This window comes from Calidithermus chliarophilus DSM 9957, assembly GCF_000430045.1.
Classification (GTDB): Bacteria; Deinococcota; Deinococci; order Deinococcales; family Thermaceae; genus Calidithermus; species Calidithermus chliarophilus.
The window spans coordinates 930,038-949,234 of the sequence record NZ_KE387023.1; the positions used below are offsets into that span (position 1 = coordinate 930,038).

13 protein-coding genes are annotated in these 19,197 nt (G+C 69.8%); 4 read left to right on the top strand and 9 right to left on the bottom strand.

The window, feature by feature from the left end:
• Positions 1–101 precede the first annotated feature (101 nt).
• The 3 genes from xylA to xylB all read left to right on the top strand — a co-directional run bounded on the left by xylA (position 102) and on the right by xylB (position 3,959).
• A complete protein-coding gene (gene xylA, locus MEICH_RS0104480; protein WP_027891611.1) occupies positions 102–1,265 on the top strand; it encodes a xylose isomerase in 1,164 nt (387 codons plus the stop codon).
• 52 nt (positions 1,266–1,317) lie between these two features.
• On the top strand, positions 1,318–2,238 hold the full coding sequence (locus tag MEICH_RS0104485) for an aldose 1-epimerase (RefSeq protein WP_027891612.1): 921 nt from the start codon (positions 1,318–1,320) through the stop codon (positions 2,236–2,238).
• Positions 2,239–2,459: 221 nt separating this feature from the next.
• On the top strand, positions 2,460–3,959 hold the full coding sequence (gene xylB, locus MEICH_RS23605; protein WP_013157202.1) for a xylulokinase: 1,500 nt from the start codon (positions 2,460–2,462) through the stop codon (positions 3,957–3,959).
• Between the two features lie 225 nt (positions 3,960–4,184).
• Here xylB and MEICH_RS0104495 read toward each other — a convergent pair whose 3' ends face one another.
• Positions 4,185–5,417 carry an SAM-dependent methyltransferase gene (locus MEICH_RS0104495; protein WP_027891613.1) on the bottom strand — a complete coding sequence of 411 codons (1,233 nt, stop codon included), beginning with the start codon at positions 5,415–5,417 and terminating at the stop codon, positions 4,185–4,187.
• A 222-nt stretch (positions 5,418–5,639) separates the two neighbouring features.
• On the opposite strand from MEICH_RS0104495, the gene MEICH_RS29800 reads away from it, so the two are divergent.
• Positions 5,640–8,858 carry an ExeM/NucH family extracellular endonuclease gene (locus tag MEICH_RS29800; protein WP_218916384.1) on the top strand — a complete coding sequence of 1,073 codons (3,219 nt, stop codon included), beginning with the start codon at positions 5,640–5,642 and terminating at the stop codon, positions 8,856–8,858.
• 637 nt (positions 8,859–9,495) lie between these two features.
• On the opposite strand, the gene MEICH_RS0104505 is transcribed toward MEICH_RS29800, so the two are convergent.
• The 8 genes from MEICH_RS0104505 to MEICH_RS0104540 all read right to left on the bottom strand — a co-directional run bounded on the left by MEICH_RS0104505 (position 9,496) and on the right by MEICH_RS0104540 (position 19,174).
• Positions 9,496–10,932: an NAD-dependent succinate-semialdehyde dehydrogenase gene (locus tag MEICH_RS0104505; RefSeq protein ID WP_027891614.1), complete on the bottom strand. Its 1,437-nt coding sequence runs from the start codon at positions 10,930–10,932 to the stop codon at positions 9,496–9,498.
• A gap of 110 nt (positions 10,933–11,042) precedes the next feature.
• Positions 11,043–12,692: an amidohydrolase gene (locus tag MEICH_RS0104510; RefSeq protein ID WP_027891615.1), complete on the bottom strand. Its 1,650-nt coding sequence runs from the start codon at positions 12,690–12,692 to the stop codon at positions 11,043–11,045.
• A gap of 150 nt (positions 12,693–12,842) precedes the next feature.
• Positions 12,843–13,508 carry a GNAT family N-acetyltransferase gene (locus MEICH_RS0104515; RefSeq protein WP_027891616.1) on the bottom strand — a complete coding sequence of 222 codons (666 nt, stop codon included), beginning with the start codon at positions 13,506–13,508 and terminating at the stop codon, positions 12,843–12,845.
• A gap of 6 nt (positions 13,509–13,514) precedes the next feature.
• Positions 13,515–14,543 carry an ABC transporter substrate-binding protein gene (locus tag MEICH_RS0104520; RefSeq protein ID WP_027891617.1) on the bottom strand — a complete coding sequence of 343 codons (1,029 nt, stop codon included), beginning with the start codon at positions 14,541–14,543 and terminating at the stop codon, positions 13,515–13,517.
• Positions 14,544–14,727: 184 nt separating this feature from the next.
• Positions 14,728–16,080: an aspartate aminotransferase family protein gene (locus MEICH_RS0104525; protein ID WP_027891618.1), complete on the bottom strand. Its 1,353-nt coding sequence runs from the start codon at positions 16,078–16,080 to the stop codon at positions 14,728–14,730.
• 136 nt (positions 16,081–16,216) lie between these two features.
• Positions 16,217–17,242 (bottom strand): ABC transporter substrate-binding protein, encoded by a 1,026-nt coding sequence (locus MEICH_RS0104530; RefSeq protein WP_027891619.1) that lies wholly within the window; start codon positions 17,240–17,242, stop codon positions 16,217–16,219.
• Positions 17,239–18,060: an ABC transporter permease gene (locus MEICH_RS0104535; protein WP_027891620.1), complete on the bottom strand. Its 822-nt coding sequence runs from the start codon at positions 18,058–18,060 to the stop codon at positions 17,239–17,241. The genes MEICH_RS0104530 and MEICH_RS0104535 overlap by 4 nt, the downstream gene beginning before the upstream one ends.
• A 208-nt stretch (positions 18,061–18,268) precedes the next feature.
• Positions 18,269–19,174 (bottom strand): ABC transporter permease, encoded by a 906-nt coding sequence (locus MEICH_RS0104540; protein ID WP_027891621.1) that lies wholly within the window; start codon positions 19,172–19,174, stop codon positions 18,269–18,271.
• Positions 19,175–19,197 lie beyond the last annotated feature (23 nt).

Sequence of the window (19,197 nt, forward strand, 5' to 3'; positions counted from 1 at the left end):
GGGTGGGGGCGTGAGCCGGGGCAGGCCCGCCGCCCGGCCGCCGTAGGGCGCCCCCCGCCGGCCCTTCCGCCCTCAGCCATCCTTCCCCCAGGAGTCCTGCCATGGCATACGAACCCAAACCCGAGCACAAGTTCACCTTCGGCCTGTGGACCGTGGGCAACGTGGGGCGCGACCCCTTCGGCCTGCCCACCCGCCCCCCCCTCGAGCCCGACTACATCGTCTACAAGCTGGCCGAGATCGGCGCCTACGGGGTCAACCTGCACGACAACGACCTCATCCCCGTCGAGGCCACCGAGGCCGAGCGCGAGCGCATCCTCAAGCGCTTCAAGAAGGCCCTGCAGGACACCGGCTTGGTGGTCCCCATGGCGACGACCAACCTCTTCGGCGACCCCGCCTTCAAGGACGGCGCCTTCACCTCGCCCGACGCGCGGGTGCGGGCTTATGCCATCCAGAAGACCATGCGGGCCATGGACCTCGGCGCCGAGCTCGGCGCGAAGACCTACGTCTTCTGGGGCGGGCGCGAGGGGGCCGAGGTGGACGCCGGGGGCAACGTGCTCGACGCCCTCGCCCACTACCGCGAGGCGCTGAACTTCCTGGCCGAGTACTCCGAGGACCAGGGCTACGGCTACCGCTTCGCCCTCGAGCCCAAGCCCAACGAGCCGCGGGGCGACATCTACCTGCCGGTGGTGGGGGCAGCGCTGGGCTTCATCGCCACGCTGGACAAGCCCCACCTCTTCGGCCTCAACCCCGAGGTGGCCCACGAGACCATGGCGGGCCTCAACTTCGTGCACGCGGTGGCCCAGGCCATCGACGCGGGCAAGCTCTTCCACATCGACCTCAACGACCAGAAGATGGGCCGCTTCGACCAGGATTTGCGCTTCGGCGCCGAGAACCTCAAGACGGCCTTCTTCCTGGTCAAGCTGCTGGAGGACTCCGGCTACGACGGCCCCCGCCACTTCGACGCCCACGCCCTGCGCACCGAGGACGAGGCGGGGGTGTGGGAGTTCGCCAAGGGCTGCATGAGGACCTACCTCATCCTCAAGGAGAAGGCCGAGCGCTTCGGCCGCGACCGCGAGATCCAGGACCTCATCGGGGCCTACAAGGTCCAGGACAAGGCGCTCGCCCGGCTCACCGCGAAGTACAGCCGCGAGAACGCCCGGGCGCTGAAGGGGCTCGAGTTCGACCGCGAGGCGCTGGGGCGGCGGGGGCCGGGCCTGGAGTGGCTGGACCAACTCACGGTGGAGCTGCTGCTCGGGGTCAGGTGAGGGGCCCGCAGGCCCGCGGCGCTTGGTAGAGTTTGGGAAGGGTTAACGCCTCATGAGACCTGAAATCCTCCACAACTCCAAGCTCCGCCTCACCGTCCTCCCCGGCTTGGGGGCGAGCGTCGGCGGCCTCGAGCTCTACCGCGAGGGCTTCTGGCTGCCGCTGCTGCGCCCGACCTCGCTGGCCGCCGTGGCCGCGGGGGCCTCGCCCGACACCTCGAGCTACATCCTGGCCCCCTACTCCAACCGCATCCGCGAGGGGCGCTTCAGCTTCCGCGGCAGGAGCTACCAGCTCCTGCCCAACTGGCCCGACGGGGAGCAGACCATCCACGGCGAGGTGCACGGCCGCCCCTGGACCGTCGTCGAGCGCAGCGAGGGCCTGCTGGTGTGCCACTTCAACGCCAACAACCCCCAGGCCCTCAACTTCCCCTTCCGCTATACCGTGCGGGCGGTGTACTGGCTGGGCGACAGCAGCCTGCGCATGAGCCTCGAGCTCACCAACACCGGCGAGGAGGCCATGCCCGCGGGCTTCGGCTTCCACCCCTACTTCGTGCGGCGCCTGGGCGCCAGCCTCGACCCCCTGCTCTCCTTCCGCGCCGCCCGGGTCTACCTCACCAACGGCAGCCGCATCCCCGACGAGCCCCCCGTCCCGCTGCCCCCCGGCTTCGACTTCTCCACCCCCCGCCCCCTGGGCGACGCCGCCTTCGACCACGTCTTCAACGGCTGGGACGGGTCGCTCAGCCTCGAGTGGCCCGGCATCGACGTGCGCCTGCAGCTCGAGGCCGACCCCGTCTTCTCCCACCTCGTGGTGTTCACCGCCCCCGACGGCACGCTGGCCCTCGAGCCCGTCTCCCACGCCACCGACGGCTTCAACCTCATGGACCGCGGCTGGCCCGACACCGGCGTGCGCGTCCTCGAGCCCGGCGAAAGCCTCGCCGGCGAGGTGCGGATCAAGGTCCGGGCGGAGGGGTGGTAGGTGGGGGCGGGGGTGGGGACGCGTGGCACGTGGGGGGTTCGGAGAGCCGTCAGCGGTCAGCCATCAGCCATCAGCCATCAGCGGTCAGCTCGTGGCCCGGGGTTGCCCCTCCCCGTCCCTCCCCGCGCGCGGGGAGGGTGTATCCCCCCCAGCCCCCCTTGCTAAGGGGGGAACAAGGCGTTCGGCTATCAGCTATCGACCATCGACCCCACAGGAGCCCCATGAAACCCGTCAGCATCGGCATCGACCTGGGCACCAGCGGCCTCAAGGCCCTCGCCCTCACGCCTGAAGGCCACGCCGTGGCCGAGGCGGGCGCGGCCTACCCCTTGCTCACCCCCCGGCCCGGCTGGACCGAGCAGAACCCCGCGGACTGGCTCGAGGCCGCCCGCAAGGCGCTCGCCGAACTCACCGGGAAGCTCGAGGCGGGCGGTTATACCCCGGTCGCGCTCGGCCTCTCGGGGCAGATGCACGGCGGGGTCTTCCTCGACGGCGGGGGAGAGGTGGTGCGGCCCGCGCCGCTGTGGAACGACCAGCGCACCGCCGAGGCCTGCGCCGAGCTCGAGGCCGCCGTGCCTAGGGCCGAGCTCATCCGGCGCACCGGCAACCCGGCCGTCACCGGCTTCCAGCTCCCCAAGCTGCTGTGGCTGCGCCGGGCCGAGCCCGGCGCCTTCGCCCGCACCCGCCGGGTGCTGCTGCCCAAGGACTACCTGGGCTTCGCGCTCACCGGCCGCGCCGCCACCGAGCCCTCCGACGCCTCGGGCACCGGGGCGCTCGACCTGGCCAGGCAGGACTGGGACGCCGAATTGCTGGCCGCGCTGGGTCTCGACGTGGGCCTTTTCCCCACGGTGATCCCCTCGCACGGCGTGGTGGGCGGGCTTAAGGCCGAGTGGGCACGGGCCACCGGGCTGCCGGAGGGCCTGCCGGTGGTGGCCGGGGCGGGCGACAACGCGGGCGCGGCCATCGGGTTGGGGCTCTCGAGCGCCCGCCCGGGCGTGGGCAGCGTCTCGCTGGGCACCTCGGGCGTGATCTTCCTGCCCCTAGAGCACCCCACCCCCGACCCCCACGGCCGCGTCCACCTCTTCTGCCACGCCGACGGCGGCTACCACCTGCTGGGCGTGACCCTGGCCGCCGCCGGCAGCCTCCAGTGGTACCGCGACCGTCTGGCCCCCGGCGTGCCCTTCGACGCGCTGATGCAGGAGGCCGCCGCCGTGCCCCCTGGGAGCGAGGGGCTGCTGTTTTTGCCCTACCTGGCGGGCGAGCGCAGCCCCCACCTCGACCCCGACCTGCGCGGGGCCTGGCTGGGCCTGAGCCTGGCCCACGCCCGCGGCCACCTCACCCGCGCCCTGCTCGAGGGCGTGGCCTTCAGCCTGCGGGACGTGCTCGAGGTCATGAAGCCCCTCGCTGCCGCGGACCGGCTCCTGGCCATCGGCGGCGGGGCCCGCTCGGAGCTGTGGCTCTCCGTCCTCGCGGCCGTGCTCGAGGCCCCCCTGGCCCGCACCCCTGTCGAGGAAGGCCCGGCCCGGGGCGCCGCCCTGCTCGGCCTGGTGGGCGCCGGGGTATACGGCAGCGTGGGGGAGATGCTGGAGGCCACCGCGCCCGCGTCCGACCCCCTCCCCGGCCATCCTGAGCCAGCCTACGCCGCGGCGTACGAGCGCTTCAAGGCGGGGTTCCGGGCGGTGGCGGGGGTGGCTCGAGCGGGGTCGATAGCTGATAGCCGATAGCTGATAGCCGAACGCCAAACGCAAGACGCAAGACGCAAAACGCAAGACGCAAAACGCAAGACGCAAAACGCAAGACGCCTTGTCACCCCCTTAGCAAGGGGGGCCGGGGGGGATAAACCCTCCCCGCCCGCGGGGAGGGACGGGGAGGGGCAACCCCGGGCCACGAGCTGACCGCTGACCGCTGAAGGCTGACGGCTTACTGCCGCCTTCCACACGCCACCCTACTCACTCCCGGTACAAATCGGCCCGTGTCGGCGGGAGGTTTACGCGCCCCCGGGCGTCCGGTTTGGCCAGCAGGCTCTGGTGGATGGCGAGGTGGCCGAAGGCGAACTGGTGGGCGGAGGCGGTGAGGTAGAGGCGGTAGAGGCGGGTGCGTTCGGGGCCGACGAGGGCGGTGGCTTCGGGGAGGCGGGCCTCGAGGCGCTGGCGCCAGTGCTCGAGGGTGCGGGCGTAGTGTTCGCGCAGGTCCTCCACGTCGCGCACCTCGAAGCCGGCGGTTTCCGCCTCGCGCAGCATCTCCCACAGCGGGAGGATCTCGCCGTCGGGGAAGACGTAGCGCCGCATGAACTCGCCGGAGGCGGCCCAGGCGGGGGATTTCGGCGGGACCGGCCCCCGCGCGATGGCGTGGTGCAGGAAGAGGCCGCCGGGCTCGAGGCAGGCGAGGGCGGCCTGGAAGTAGCGCCCCAGGTTGGCCCGGCCCACGTGCTCGGCCATGCCCACGCTGGCGACCTTGTCGAAGCGGCCCCGCACCTCGCGGTAGTCGAGGGCCTCGACCCTCACGCGGCCCTCGAGCCCCCGCTGCCGCACCCGCGCGCGGGCCTCCTCGAGCTGGGTCTGCGAGAGCGTGATACCTACGGCCTCCACCCCGTAGCGCTCGGCCGCGTAGACCACCAGCCCGCCCCAGCCGCAGCCGACGTCGAGCAGGCGCTCGCCCGGCCGCAGCCGCAGCTTGCGGCAGATGAGCTCGAGCTTGGCCTCCTGGGCCTGCTCGATGGTCTCGTCGCCGCGGGGGAAGTAGGCGCAGGAGTAGACCATGCGCGCGTCGAGCCACAGGCGGTAGAAGTCGTTGGAGAGGTCGTAGTGGTGCTGCACCGCCTGGCGGTCGCGGGCCAGGGAGTGCGCCGCCCCGTGCAGGCGGGCGCCGAGCCCGCGAACGCCCGCCGCGCTCAGGGCCACCCCCCGCACCCACTCCAGCGGGGAGGCGGGCAGCTCGACGTGCTCCAGCGCCGCCAGCACCGCCCCCAGGTCGCCCTCGACCTCGAGATCCCCCCGCACGAAGGCCTCGCCCAGGGCCAGGTCGAGCGGGGGAGCCAGCCCCTCGAGCAAGCCCCGCCCCAGCACCAGCGTGGCCTTAGGCTCCGCCGTGGCGGGCAACACCGATCCGTCCCACAGCCGCACCTCGAAGGGCCGGGCGGGGAGGACGCGCTCGAGCAGGCGCCGCAATTCGCCAGCCTGCATGTTCACCGCCTCCTTTCCTTCAGGGTAGGCCGGACCCTCGGCCGGGCGCAACGGGTGGGCGGGTTAACCCGTCGGCGCGCGCGAGGAGGCGGGCCCTGGCTGGCCTTTAGCTGACGAGGCCGCGAGACACTGGCCCCTGGGGCGGGAGCTTTTCGGCCATAAACCGAACCGTTCCAGAGAAAAAAGCGGGGAAAACCGTACAGTGTCGCTAGGAGGGATCCAATGAATTCAGCTCGCCTTTGGTTGGCGGCGGGCCTGGTGGCTGCCATCGCAGCCTGCAGCCAGGCCCCCAAGTCTTCGGCCCTGCCGGGCGGGGTTTTCCCGCTGGGGGGAACCCCGGTGGTGCTCAGCACCGTCCCGGCGGCCGGGGCCGTCGGCGTGCGGCCGGACCGGCCGGTGAGCGTCACGTTCGACGAGGCCATGGACGCGGCCCCGACCCAGACCGCCGTCAGCGTATTCCCCGGCCGCTACGACCCGGCCAGCAACCCGGCGAGCTTCGACAGGCTGCGCCTGAGCAGCGTGTGCAACGGCAAGTGGCGGGTTCGCAACCCCAACCCCCAGCCCATCAGCTTTAGCTGGGACGTGTTCAGGACCCCGCAGAAGGGCGTGGGCGTGGTGCCCGCGGGCGGCGAGGTGTTCTTCTACACCTCGAGGGGGATGCCCGGCACCACGCGCATCTTCGTGGGCGGCGTGCAGCAGGACGTGAAGGCCGCCTTCCCCGGCGCCTGCCCCCCGCGCGAGGAGCAGTTCGCCTGGAGCGCCGACTCCGCCACGCTCAGCCTGACCCCGGCCCAGCCCTTCGCCGAGGCCAGCACCTATACCGTGGCGCTGAGCACCCTCGCCCACAGCCGCGCGGGCGGCCACCTGGCTGAGCCCTACGCCTGGAGCTTCACCACCCTGCGCACGCCGCAGTGCCCGGCTGGGGCCAGCGTGACCCGAACCTACCAGATCCAGGGCAGCGGCATGGCCAGCCCCCTGGCGGGCCAGACCGTGACCACCGAGGGCGTGGTGATAGGCGACTACCAGGCGGGCGGGCAGCTCGGCGGCTTCTACATCCAGGACTTCCGCGGCGACGACGACCCCGCCACCTCCGACGGGCTGTTCGTGTTCAACACCTCCTTCCCGGTGAGCGTGGGCGACTACGTGCAGGTGACGGGCAACGTCAAGGAGTTCGCCTCCGGCAGCGACACCCTGACCGAGCTCGAGGCCGTCAGCAGCGTGACGGTGTGCGAGGGCGGGGTTTCGGTGGAGCCCACCCCGGTAGACCTCCCCGTAGCGGCGGTGGCCGACCTCGAGCGCTACGAGGGCATGCTGGTGACCTTCCCCGAGACCCTCACCGTCACCGAGGTCTTCAACCTCGCCCGCTTCGGCGAGCTCACCCTCTCCTCCGACGGGCGCCAGTACAACCCCACCAACGGCAACGGGCTGGGCGACTCCCCCGCCCTCAACCCGCGCCGCCGCATCCTGCTCGACGACGCCTCCACGGTGCAGAACCCCGCCACCATCCCTTACCTCAGCGGCCCCGGCCCTGACGGCACCCGCCGTGTGGGCGACACCGTGAACGGCCTCAGCGGCGTGCTGACCTTCGGCTTCAGCGCCTACCGCGTGCAGCCGGTGGGCCCGGTGAACTTCACGAACGCCAACCCGCGCCCGGCCACCCCCGAGGCGGTGGGCGGCTCGTTGCGGGTGGCGAGCTTCAACGTGCTCAACTACTTCACCACCTTCGGCTCGCGCGGGGCCAACAACCCGGCCGAGTTCGAGCGCCAGAAGGCCAAGCTCGTCGCCACCGTCGCCGGCCTCAACGCCGACGTGGTGGGCCTCATCGAGATGCAGAACAACGGCGACACCGCCCTCACGGACTTCGTGGCCGCGCTCAACGCGGTGCTGGGGGCGGGCACCTACGCCGCCGTCCAGACCGGCACCATCGGCACCGACGAGATCAAGGTGGCCCTGATCTACAAGCCCGCCAGGGTCAAGCCGGAGGGGGCCTTCCGGGTGGACATCGACCCCGTCTACTCCCGTCCCCCCCTGGCCCAGACCTTCCGCGACCTGGGCAGCGGCGGGCGCTTGACGGTGGTGGTCAACCACTTCAAGTCCAAGGGCTCCTGCCCCTCCGACCCCTCCGACCCCAACCAGGACTACGGCCAGGGCTGCTGGAACGTGCAGCGGGTGCAGCAGGCCCAGAAGCTTTTGGGCTTCCTCGAGCAGCTCAAAGCCACCGACCCCGACGTGGTGCTGCTGGGCGACTTCAACGCCTACGCCGCCGAGGACCCCGTGAACACCCTCACCGCCGCGGGCCTGGAGAACCTGGTGCTGCGCACCCCCGCCCCCAAGCGCTACAGCTACGTCTTCAACGGGGAGAGCGGCAACCTCGACCACGCCTTCGTCACCGCCTCGCTCAGCCCGCAGGTCACCGGCTTCACCGAGTGGCACATCAACGCCGACGAGCCCCGCGCCTTCGACTACAACACCGAGTTCAAGCCCGACGACCGCTACGCCCCCACCCCCTACCGCTCCTCCGACCACGACCCGCTGCTGATCGGGCTCAGCCTCACCGCCGACCCCGCCGCCCCGCCCGACTTCGCCCTCAGCCTCTCGAACACCGCGCCCAGCGTGCAGGCCGGGCAGGGCACCCGCCTCACGGTGAGCGCGACAGCGCTCGAGGGCTTCACCGGCGACGTCACCCTCTCGGTAGGCCCCGGCGTGCCGGGCGTCCTGATCTCCTCGCCCACCAACACCCTCAGCCTGCCGGGCGGCCCCACCAGCACCGACCTCGACGTCGCCACCTCCGCCAGCCTGGCCTCCGGCGCCTACACCTTCACCGTCACCGGCACCGGCGGCGGCCTGACCCGCACCGCCAGCTTCACCCTCACCGTCACCCCGGCCCCCGCCACGAGCTGCGTGGTGATCAGCCAGGTCTACGGCGGCGGCGGCAACAGCGGCGCCACGCTCAAGAACGACTTCATCGAGCTGTTCAACTGCGGCAACACCCCTCTGGACCTCTCGAGCTGGAGCGTGCAGTACGCCTCCTCGAGCGGCACCTCCTGGCAGCGCACCAACCTCACCGGCTCCGTCGCCCCCGGCCAGTACTACCTGGTGCAGCAGGCCGCGGGCACGGGCGGCACCGTCAGCCTGCCCACCCCGGACGCCGTGGGCAGCATCGCCATGAGCGCCACGGCCGGCAAGGTGGCGCTGATGAAGAACCAGACCACCCTCACCGGCTCGAGCCCCGTCGGCAACCCCGACCTGGCCGACTTCGTGGGCTTCGGCGGCGCCAACGCCTTCGAGGGCAGCGGCCCGACCCCCGCGCTCTCCAACACCACCGCCGCCTTGCGGGCGGGCAACGGCTGTCAGGACAGCAACAACAACGCCGCCGACTTCAGCGTGGGCGCTCCCAACCCGCGCAACACGGCCGCGCCGCTCAACCCCTGCACGCCGTAGCGTGCCATGACCCGGCCCCCCGCCCGCGGGCGGGGGGCTGCCGCGGTTAAAAACCGGGAGGCGCCAACCGGCCCGCCCCGCCTTGGGCTGTTGCGGCCATGCTGGCACCTTGTTCCGGAGTCGTCGCGTGCTTGGCGCCTTCTGCACGCAGGGTTTGGCCCGCGGGCGAGAGGAGGAACCTTCCCCTTGAAGGCTCGAGCGTCGCTCCCGCCCCTCGGTGACGTTAAGGTGCACCTCGAGGCTGTGCCGGGCTTGATGGGGCACTGAGCCGGGACTGAGCTAGGGGGGGTTGGTTTTTTTGGCGGTTGGTGGGGGGGGTGCTGCGGTGCTATGGTTTGGCGACCACGGTTCCGCCGTCGGGGGAGCTAGGGGGAGGCGATTCCCCATCACCTCCCCCTCAGCTCCCCCGACACCCCCGTCACCCCCTCCCTCGCGAGCCGCACACCCCGGCCGGGGCGGGGCAGCAACCACCGAGCGCCTGTCCCCTGGGGCGTGGGGCTGTAGTTAGCCTGCGGGGTGGGCACAACCCCAGTGGATGATCGATTTCAAGGCTATCGGCTATCAGCTATGGGCTATCGGCTATCAGCTATGGGCTATCGACTATCGACTATCGACTATCGACTATCGACTATCGACCTCACTGCAACCCCATCGAGATGAACTTCGCCTCGAGGTACTCCTCCAGCCCCCACCAGCCCCCCTCGCGGCCCACGCCGGAGTTTTTCATGCCGCCGAAGGGGGCTTGGGGGGCCATGGCGGTGGGGATGGCGTCGTTGATGCCGACGATGCCGTAGTGCAGGCCCTCGGCGACGCGCCAGGCGCGGGCGAGGTTGTTGGTCCAGGCGTAGGCGGCGAGGCCGTAGGGGGTGTCGTTGGCGAGGCGGAGGGCTTCCTCCTCGGTGGTGAAGGGGATGACGGGGGCTACGGGGCCGAAGGTCTCCTCGGTCATGATCTTCATGCCGGGGCGCACGCCGCTGAGGACAGTGGGCTCGAAGTAGAGGCCTTCGCGCACCTTGCCGCCCACCACGGCCTTCGCGCCCTTGGCGAGCGCGTCCTCGACGTGTTCGCGCACCTTGGCGAGGCCCTGGGCGTCCACCACCGGCCCCACCTGGGTCTCGGGGAGCAGGGGGTCGCCCAGGCGCAGGGCGGCGGTGGCGGCGGCGAAGGCTTCGGTGAAGGGTTCCAGGACGCTCTCCTGCACGAAGACGCGGTTGGTGCAGATGCAGGTCTGGCCGGCGTTGCGGAACTTGGAGAGCACCACGTCGCGGGCGGCTTTGTCGAGGTCGGCGTCCTCGAAGACCAGGAAGGGGGCGTGGCCGCCGAGCTCGAGCGAGACGCGCTTGAGGGTCTTGGCGGCCTGGGCGTAGAGGACGCGCCCGACCTCGGTGGAGCCGGTGAAGGTGACCTTGCGGACGCGCTCGTCCTCGAAGAAGGGCTGGCTGAAGGCCACGGGGTCGGAGGTGGGCAGCACCTGCAGCGTGCCCTTGGGGCCGCCGGCCTCCTCCCACAGCCGCGCCAGGTACAGAGCGCTCATGGGGCTCTGCTCGGCGGGCTTGATGACGATGGCGCAGCCCGCCGCCAGCGCGGGGGCGGCCTTGCGGGTGATCATGCCGGTGGGGAAGTTCCAGGGGGTCACGGCGTAGACCACGCCCACCGGCTCGTAGGACACCAGCCCCCGCTTGTGGTCGAAGCGCGAGAGCACCCGCTCGCCGTGCAGCCGCACGGCCTCCTGGGCGTACCACTTGACGAAGCTCGCCGAGTACTTCACCTCCCCGCGCGACTCGGTGATGGGCTTGCCCATCTCGAGGCTCATCAGGCGGCCCAGCTCGGCCTCGTGGGCTAAGAGCAGGTCGTTCCAGCGCTCGAGGATCTCGGCGCGGGCGTAGGGGTTGGTGCGCTTCCAGGTCTCGAAGGCCTCGAGCGCGGCCTCGATGGCCCGCCGGGCCTCGGCGGGGCCGCAGTCGGCCACCTCGCCCACTATGTGCCCGTCGCCGGGGTGGGTGACGGTGAAGGTCTTGCCGGTGGTCTGCCAGCCGTCTGCGAAGTAGGCCTGGTTGGGGAGTTCCTTGATCATGGGGGGTCCTTTCTGGGGGAAGTCGATGGTCGATAGCCGATAGCTAAAAGCGAAGGACGAAAGGCTCGTGGCCTGGGGTGAAGGGGGTGTCTTGCGTACGCCACACGACCTCACCCATCGTGCCTAAGGCCAACCTCCGGGCTGAAATCCTTGCTGGTCCAGGTGGAGCGCACCTCGAGGCTGCCCAGCGCCTCGGGCGGCGCGGTGCGGGGGTCGCGGTCGAGGAGCACGAAGTCGGCCCAGTGGCCGGGCTCGAGGCGGCCCCGGTTGCCCTCGTCGCCCTGGGCGAGGGCGCCGCCCACGGTGTAGGCCCATAGCGCGGTCTCCAGGCTCACGCCGTTGCCTTCGCACATCGGCTCGGCCACGGCGGCCTGCAGGCCGATGAGGGGGGAAACCCGGCTCACCACCGGCCCGTCGGAGGAAAAAGCCACGGTGAGGCCGGCGGCGAACATGGCCCGCAGGTTGTAGCAGCGGCAGACCATGGCCTCGGGGAGGTACTTGAGGAAGTTGCCGCGCAGCTCGTGGATGAACACCGGCTGGGGCACGGCGATCACGCCGAGCCGCCGGGCGAGCTCGAGGTGTTCCTCCCCCGCCAGCCCGAAGTGCTCGATCCGGTGGCGGGGGCCTTGAGTACCGGCACCGCCGGGGGCCTCATGGCCCTTCACTTGAGTACCGGCACCGCCGGGGGCCTCATGGCCCTTCACTGGCGAATCCCGATACAGCCGCTCGTACACGTCTAGAACCTGGTTCAAGGCCCGGTCCCCGATGGCGTGGGTGCCGATGCGGAAGCCCTGGCGGTGGGCCTCGAGCGCCAGCTCGTAGAGTTCTTCCGTCTCGAAGCGCAGGATGCCGTAGCTGGGGGGCTCGAGGGTCTTGTAGGGCTGGCTGATGGCGGCGGTGGCCCCCGAAAGCCCGCCGTCGGCGAAGAACTTCACCGAGTCGCAGCGCAGGAAGCCGGAGCGGTGCTTTTCGGGCAGGGGGAAGGTCTCGCTGCCCCCGTCCGGGCGGCGGATGTAGAGCAGGTTGACCCGGACGGGCAGCTTACCGGCGGCGTCCAGGGCGCGGTAGGCCGCGTAGAGCGGCGGGTCTACGGCGGGGTCGGTGGCGCTGGTGATGCCCAGCGACTTCAGGTACTCCAGCCCCGCCAGCACCCAGCGCTCGTAGTCGGCCTGGGTGGGCGCGGGCATGGCGTTGAACACCAGCCCGTAGGCCGTCTCGTAGAGGATGCCGCGCCCAAAGTCGATCTCCCCGCCCGGCACGCGGGTCTCGGGCGTGACCCCCGCCGCCTGCAAGGCCGGGGTGTTCACGGCGTGGATGTGGGCGCAGGTGCGCGTCAGCAGCACCGGGTTTCGCGGGGCGATGGCGTCGAGGGCCGAGCGGTCGGGCCAGCCGCCCATGCGGGCCTCGTTCCAGCCGCGCCCCCAAAGCCACTGGCCGGGTTGCAGGGTCTGGGCACGCTCCCTCACCGCGGCGTAAAAGGCGTCGAGGCTTTCCACGCCCCGCAGGTCGAGCAGCGTGGTGCGCAGTTGTCCCACCTTCCACACGTGCACGTGCGCGTCGTTGAAGCCGGGCAGCAGCGTCTGGCCCTCGAGGTCCACGCGCCGCGTGGCCGGGGAGAGAAGAGGCTCGAGCTCGCTCATCCGCCCGGCCGCCAGGACGCGCCCCTCGCGCAAGGCGACGGCCTCGAGCGCCTCGAGCCCGCCGGGCGCGGGACCGGGGTTGAGGATGGTGCCCCCATAGATCAGGGTGTCAGCTTTCATGGGTGGCCTCCCGGGATGCGTCGATAGTCGATGGTCGATAGCCCATAGCCGATAGCCGATAGCCAAGGCGAAGGCGTCTTGCGTTTTGCGTCTTGCGTTTGGCGTTTTGCGTACGACGTAGGACGTACGACGTACGACCCTCGCCCGGCGTCACGAATCCACCTCCGGGTTCCGCCACACGATGAACACCCCGTAATTCGCGCAACTGGCGTCCTCGAGGTAGTCCGGGATGATGCCCCACACCGCGTAGCCCCGCCTGAGCTGCACCGAGAGCACGGGGTCGGAGAGCTCGCCGCGCACCACGCGCTGCACGTACTGCTCGACGGGCATTTGGTCGCGGTGGGCCCCGTAGCCCTTGGGCATGGCCCCGGCCACGTGGCCCTTGAGCCCCAGGCGGCGGATGAGCCGGTGGCGGGCGGTGTAGAGCAGCGTGGAGAGGCCGTGGCCCCGGAACTCGGGGTGAACGCCGATGTCGGCGCCGTAGAGCCAGTCGCCGTCCGGGTCGTGGGTGGTGAGGTAGTTGCCGCCCACGGCCTCGAGGTACTTGTGCGCGAAGTGGGCGAAGTCCACCTTAGCGCGCAGGTCGGTGGAGCAGGCCACCACCCGGCCCGTGGCCACCTCGAGCACCGCGTGCTGCCCCTCGGGGAAGATGCGCATCTGCGAGAGGTAGTGCTCGGCCAGCATGCGCTCGTGGGGGGCGAGGTCGGGGAAAGAGGCGGCCTGGATGGCCTCGAGGTGGGGGGCCATCCAGGGCTCGCTTTGCACCACGGCGAAGCGGCCGTCGGGGCTGGTGAGGATGGGGCTGGGGTGGGTCATGAGGGTTCAGCGCGACTTCACCTGGGTCCAGGCCTCGTCGAAGAGGCGGGAGTTCTTCCCGGCGTCGAGGATGTACTCCAGCACCTTGAGCTGGGCCTCGCTGGGCCAGATGGCGGGGTTTTTGAGGGTGCTCTGCTTGAGGAGCTTCTTGGCCTGGGCGTTGGGCGTGGCGGATTGTTGATATTCGGCCAGCCGCGCGCCGATCTTGGGGTCGAGGATGAAGTTGATGAAGCGGTGGGCGGCGTCGGGGTTGGGGGCGCGGGCCGGGATCGCCATGCTGTCGATGAACAGCGTGCTGCCCTCCTTGGGGATGGTGAAGCCGTACTTGGGGTTGCCCGCCGCCGTGCGCAGGGCGTCCTGGTTGTAGACCACCGCCGCCACCGCCTGCCCCGCCAAGAGCGCCTTGGTGGCCGAGACCCCGCCCTGGAAGCCCAGGCTGTTCTTCGACTTCTTGGCCTGCAAGAGCACGTCGATGGCCTTCTTCATGGCCGCGGGGTCGGCGGAGTTGACCGACTGCCCCACGTAGCGCAGGGCGATGCCCAGCATCTCGCGCTGCGAGTCCATCAGGGCGAAGCGCCCCTTCTGCTGGGCGGGGTCGAAGATCACGCCCCAGGAGGTGGGCGGGGTTTTGAACACGTCGGTGCGGTACATCAGGCCCACGGTGCCCCACAAGTAGCCCACGGTGTACTGGTTGCCGGGGTCGAAGGGCGGGTTGGCGAACTTGGGGTCGAGGTTCTTGACGTTGGGCAGCTTGCTCTTGTCCAAGGGCTGCAACAGCTTGAGCTGGACCATGCTGGGGATGATGAAGTCGCTGGGCACCACCAGGTCGTACTGCCCCAACCCGCCCGCTTGCAGCTTGGCGACCATTTCCTCGTTGGACTCGTAGTAGGTGATGTTGACCTTGATCCCGGTCTGCTTCTCGAAGTCGCTGACGATGGTGGGGTCGATGTACTCGGTCCAGGTGTACACGCGCAGCTCCTTGGTCTGGGCCAGCGCGAGCCCGAGCACGGTGATAAGGGCCAGAAGGTGCTTCATGGGGGTCCTCCTTTGGTGAGTGTCGTACGCTTTGCGTCGTACGTCATACGTCGTACGTCGTACGCAATACGCCAGACGCTAAACGCAAAACGCTAAACGCCAGAAACCACGACCCACCGGCTTCTTGCGTCCGGCAGTTTTTGGCTATCGACCATCGACCATTGACTATCGACTACCGACTTCCTCACGCCGTCGCCGCCATCGCCTGGTGCGTGGCGTAGATGGCCTCCTTCACCACGCCCAAGGCTTCTTCCAGCATGTCCTGGGGGATCTCGAGCGCCGGCAAGAAGCGGATGCAGTTGGTGTAGAGCCCGGCCCGGATCAGCACCACGCCGCGCTTGCTGGCCTCCTTGATGGCGTTCATGGCGAAGTCGGACCACGGCTCTTTGCTCACCGGGTCGCGCACGAACTCCAGCGCCATCATCGCGCCGATGCCGCGCACGTCGCCGAGCACCGGGAGTTCGGCCTTCATGGGCTCGAAGGTGCGGCGCACGGTCTGCTCGACGCGGGCGGCCTGGGCCAGGGTCTCGGGCCTGGAGAGGTGCTCGAGCGCGGCCAGCGCGGCCACGCAGGCCAGGGGGTTGCCGCCGTAGGTGCTGCCCACCCCGCCCACGTGGGGCGAGTCCATGATCTCGGCGCGGCCCGTGACCGCGCTGATGGGCATGCCCGCGCCCAGGCTCTTGGCCGAGATGATCAGGTCGGGGACGACGCCGGAGTGCTCGACGGCCCACAGCTTGCCGGTGCGGCCCGAGCCCGACTGGATCTCGTCGGCGATCATCACCGCGCCGGTGGCGTCGCAGACCTCGCGGATCTTGCGCAGGAAGGAGTGGGGCACCGGGATGAAGCCCCCCTCCCCGATCACCGGCTCGATCACGATGGCGGCGAGGGCGGAGGGGTCGATGTGGGCGGTGAGGGCGTTCTCGAGGTTCCAGCAGCACCACTCCACGTACTCCTCGGGGGTCATGCCCCTGGGCGTGCGGTAGAGGTTGGGCATGGGCAGCCGGTAGACCTCGGGGGTGAAGGGGCCGAAGCCCTTCTTGAACAGGCCCCACTTGCTGGTCATGGCCATGGTCAGGTTGCTGCGCCCGTGGTAGGCCCCCTCGAACACGAGGATCCCGGAGCGCCCGGTGTAGCGCCGGGCGAACTTGACCGCGTTCTCCACCGCCTCAGCCCCGCCGTTGGAGAGCAGGGTCTTCTTGGGGAAGTCGCCCGGGGTGAGGCGGTTCAGGGCTTCACAGACCGCCACGTAGGCCTCGTAGTTGGTCACGATGGAGCAGGCGTGGACGAACTCCTCCACCTGCGCCTTGATGGCCTCCACCACCGCCTGCGGGGCGTGGCCCACCGCCATCATGCCGATGCCGCCCGCCAGGTCGATGAGGGTGTTGCCGTCGGCGTCCTCGATCAGCGAGCCGCGGGCCCGCTTCACCGCGACGGGGTTGGCCTGCGCGAGGGCGCTCGTCACCGACGCGGCGCGCCTCGAGTTGAGCTCCTGGCTCTTGGGGCCAGGGATGGGGGTCTTGAGCTGGATGTACGCCATGGGTTCCTCGGTCGAGTTCGTAGGTCGCGGAGGCTTCGGGCAGCCCGCGACAGGTGTTTTGTCTTAGCTATCGGCTATCGACTATCGACGTTCTCAGGCGGCGGGATGCTGGCCTTCTGGATGTCCATACACCCCCCTAGCGCGACTTCACCTGCGTCCAGACCTCGTCATAAAGCCGCGCGTCCTTGCCCAGGTCGAGGACGAACTCGAGCTTGGCCTTCACGTTCTCGGTGGGGTAGATGGCCGGGTTCTTGAGGTCTTCCTTGTTGATGAACGGCAGCGCGGCCTTGTTGGGGGTGGCGTAGCGGTTGTAGTTCGAAAGCTGCGCCCCGATCTTGGGGTCGAGGATGAAGTTGATGAACTTGTGCGCCGCGTCGGGGTTGGGGGCCTTGGCGGGGATGGCCATGTTGTCGAGGAAGAGTGCGGCGCCCTCCTTGGGCACCACGAAGGCCACGTTGGGGTTCTCGGAGGCGGCCTTGATGGCGTCGCCGTTGTAGACCACCGCGTAGGTCGCGGTCCCGGCCACCAGGCGGTTCTTCGCGCCCACGCCGCCCTCGAAGCCCACCGCGCGCTTGGACTTCTTGGCCTCGAGCAACAGCTTCCCCGCCGCCTGCACCTGCTTGGGGTCGCGGGTGTTGATGCTGTAGCCCAGGTAGCGCAGCGCCCCGCCCATCATCTCGCGGATGGAGTCCATGAGCACGTAGTTGCCGCTTTGTTTGGGGTCGAAGATCACCGCCCAGCTATCCGGGGGGGTCTTGACCTTGTCCTTGCGGTACATGATCCCCGACATGCCCCACTGGTAGGCCGCCGAGTACTTGTTGCCGGGGTCGAAGGGCGGGTTGGCGAACTTGGGGTCGAGGTTCTTGAGGTTGGGGACCTTGCTCTTGTCGAGGGGCTGGACCAGCTTGAGCGCGACGAGGGTGGGGATGATGTAGTCGCCGGGCACGATCACGTCGTACTGGCTCACCCCGCCCGCCTGCAGCTTGGCGAGCATGTCCTCGTTGGACTCGTAGAGGTCGATGCGGACCTTGAGCCCGTACTGCTTCTCGAAGGCGGCGATGATGGCCGGGTCCATGTACTCCGACCAGATGAACAGCCGCATCTCCTTGTTCTGGGCCAACGCCAGTGAAACGAACGCCAACAGGGCCAGCAATTTTTTCATGCGCTCCTCCGGGTGAGCCGTTCGCTGAGCAACACCAGAATGACCGTAGCCAGGAAAATCAGGGTGGAGAGGGCGTGGATCTGCGGGGTGACCCCGCGCCGCACCGAGCCGTAGATGATGAGCGGGAGGGTTTGGGAGTCGGGGCCGGCGGTGAAGAAGCTGATGACGAAGTCGTCGAGCGAGAGGGTGAAGGCCAGCATGGCCCCGGCCACGATCCCCGGCGCCAGCAGGGGCAGCAGCACCCGCCGCACGAAGTAGCCGTACGAGGCGTAGAGGTCGCGGGCGGCCTCGTCGAGGTCTGCGCCTAAGCTCTTGAGGCGGCTCTGCACCACCAGCGCCACGAAGGCGATCTGGAAGGTCACGTGCCCGATGATCATGGCCGGCAGGCCCAGCTCGAAGAGGCTCGAGGCCTGCCGCAGCACGCTGAAGGCCACCACCAAGGCCGCCGCCAGGATGATGTCGGGCGTGACCACCGGCAGGTAGAGCAGGTTGTCGAGGAAGGCCCGCGCCCGCCGGGTCCAGGGGTAGCGCTCGAGGGCGATCGCCAGCAGCGTCCCCAGCACCGTCGCGACCAGCGTGGACACCACCGCCAGCACCATCGTCGTCACGAAGGCCGCCTGGATGGTCTCGGTGAGCTTGGGGTCGGGCGAGAGCGCCGGGTTGAAGAGGCTCTGGTACCACTTCCAGGTGAAGCCCCCCCACGACATCCCGTAGCGGGTCTCGTTGACCGAGAAGACCGCCACCGCCAGCATGGGCAGGTACAAGAACGCCAGCGTCAGGACGGCGGTGATGCCGACGGCGGGGTGGAGGCGGCTCATAAGCAGCCTCCGGCCGTGCCGAACGCCAGGATACGTCGATAGCCGATAGCCGATAGCCGATAGCTAACGAGGGCTAGTGGCGTGTGGCCCACGGTCTGTCGAGGGTCCAGCGTCAAGGGTCGAAGGCCGAGGCGTTTTGCGTCTGGCGTAGGACGTACGACGTACGACGTATAACCCGCGTTTAGCGTTTTGCGTTCAGCGTTCAGCGTCATACCAGATCCACGTCCTTTCCGCTGCGCCGGTAGACCCGCAGGGCCACCAGCGTGAGGGCCATCAGGCCCAGGCTGATGGCGGCGGCGAAGGGCCAGTCGCGGCTGGCGCCGAACTGCTGCTGGATGAGGTTGCCCACCAGCAGGTACTTGGCCCCGCCCAGCAGGTCGGGGATGACGAACATGCCCATGGCCGGGATGAAGGTGAGGATCACCCCCACCGTGAGGCCCGGCAGGGTCTGGGGCAGGATGGCCTGGAAGAAGACGCGGGCGCGGCTGGCGTAGAGGTCCCTGGCGGCTTCGATGAGGCTGGAGTCGATGCGCTCCACCGAGGAGTACAGCGGCAGCACCATGAAGGGCAAGAAGGCCGAGACCATGCCGACGTAGACCGCGAAGGAGCCGGGGTAGAGCGCCGCGCCCGGCTCCGCGAGCCCCAGCGCCGCCGCGACCTGCGCGAAGGGCAGGTCGGGGGAGAGCAGCAGTTGCCAGGCGTAGGTGCGGATGACCAGGTTGGTCCAGAAGGGGATGATGACCAGCGTGAGCCAGAGGTAACGGGTGCGCGGGGGCCGGCTGGCGATGAAGAAGGCCAGGGGGTAGGCCAGCAGCGCCGCGATGAGCGAGGTCACGAAGGCCACCCACACCGAGCGCCCCAGGATCAGCAGGTTGTCGGGGCTCCAGCCGAAGAGCCCGTAGCCCAGCAGCCGCCTGAGGTTCTCGAGGCTGAAGGTCCAGACGACCTCGCCGTAGGTGCCCCGCTCGGCGAAGGCCACCGCCACGAGCGCCAGGCTGGGCAGCACCAGAAAAGCCATCAGCCAAAGCGCCGCGGGCAGCAGGAACAACAGGCCGCGCCTCGAGAGCGCCCCCGGCGTGGTGAGCTCGCCGTACCAGACCAGGACGCGGTTCACGGGCAGCCTCCGAAGGTGCCGAA

Excerpts from the sequence above, each read along its gene's own strand:
- MEICH_RS0104510 (WP_027891615.1), bottom strand. The coding sequence starts at position 12,692 with ATGAAAGCTGACACCCTGATCTATGGGGGCACCATCCTCAACCCCGGT.
- MEICH_RS0104520 (WP_027891617.1), bottom strand. The coding sequence starts at position 14,543 with ATGAAGCACCTTCTGGCCCTTATCACCGTGCTCGGGCTCGCGCTGGCC.
- MEICH_RS29800 (WP_218916384.1), top strand. The coding sequence starts at position 5,640 with ATGAATTCAGCTCGCCTTTGGTTGGCGGCGGGCCTGGTGGCTGCCATC.
- MEICH_RS0104495 (WP_027891613.1), bottom strand. The coding sequence starts at position 5,417 with ATGCAGGCTGGCGAATTGCGGCGCCTGCTCGAGCGCGTCCTCCCCGCC.
- xylA (WP_027891611.1), top strand. The coding sequence starts at position 102 with ATGGCATACGAACCCAAACCCGAGCACAAGTTCACCTTCGGCCTGTGG.
- MEICH_RS0104530 (WP_027891619.1), bottom strand. The coding sequence starts at position 17,242 with ATGAAAAAATTGCTGGCCCTGTTGGCGTTCGTTTCACTGGCGTTGGCC.
- MEICH_RS0104525 (WP_027891618.1), bottom strand. The coding sequence starts at position 16,080 with ATGGCGTACATCCAGCTCAAGACCCCCATCCCTGGCCCCAAGAGCCAG.
- MEICH_RS0104515 (WP_027891616.1), bottom strand. The coding sequence starts at position 13,508 with ATGACCCACCCCAGCCCCATCCTCACCAGCCCCGACGGCCGCTTCGCC.
- MEICH_RS0104505 (WP_027891614.1), bottom strand. The coding sequence starts at position 10,932 with ATGATCAAGGAACTCCCCAACCAGGCCTACTTCGCAGACGGCTGGCAG.
- MEICH_RS0104535 (WP_027891620.1), bottom strand. The coding sequence starts at position 18,060 with ATGAGCCGCCTCCACCCCGCCGTCGGCATCACCGCCGTCCTGACGCTG.
- MEICH_RS0104485 (WP_027891612.1), top strand. The coding sequence starts at position 1,318 with ATGAGACCTGAAATCCTCCACAACTCCAAGCTCCGCCTCACCGTCCTC.
- xylB (WP_013157202.1), top strand. The coding sequence starts at position 2,460 with ATGAAACCCGTCAGCATCGGCATCGACCTGGGCACCAGCGGCCTCAAG.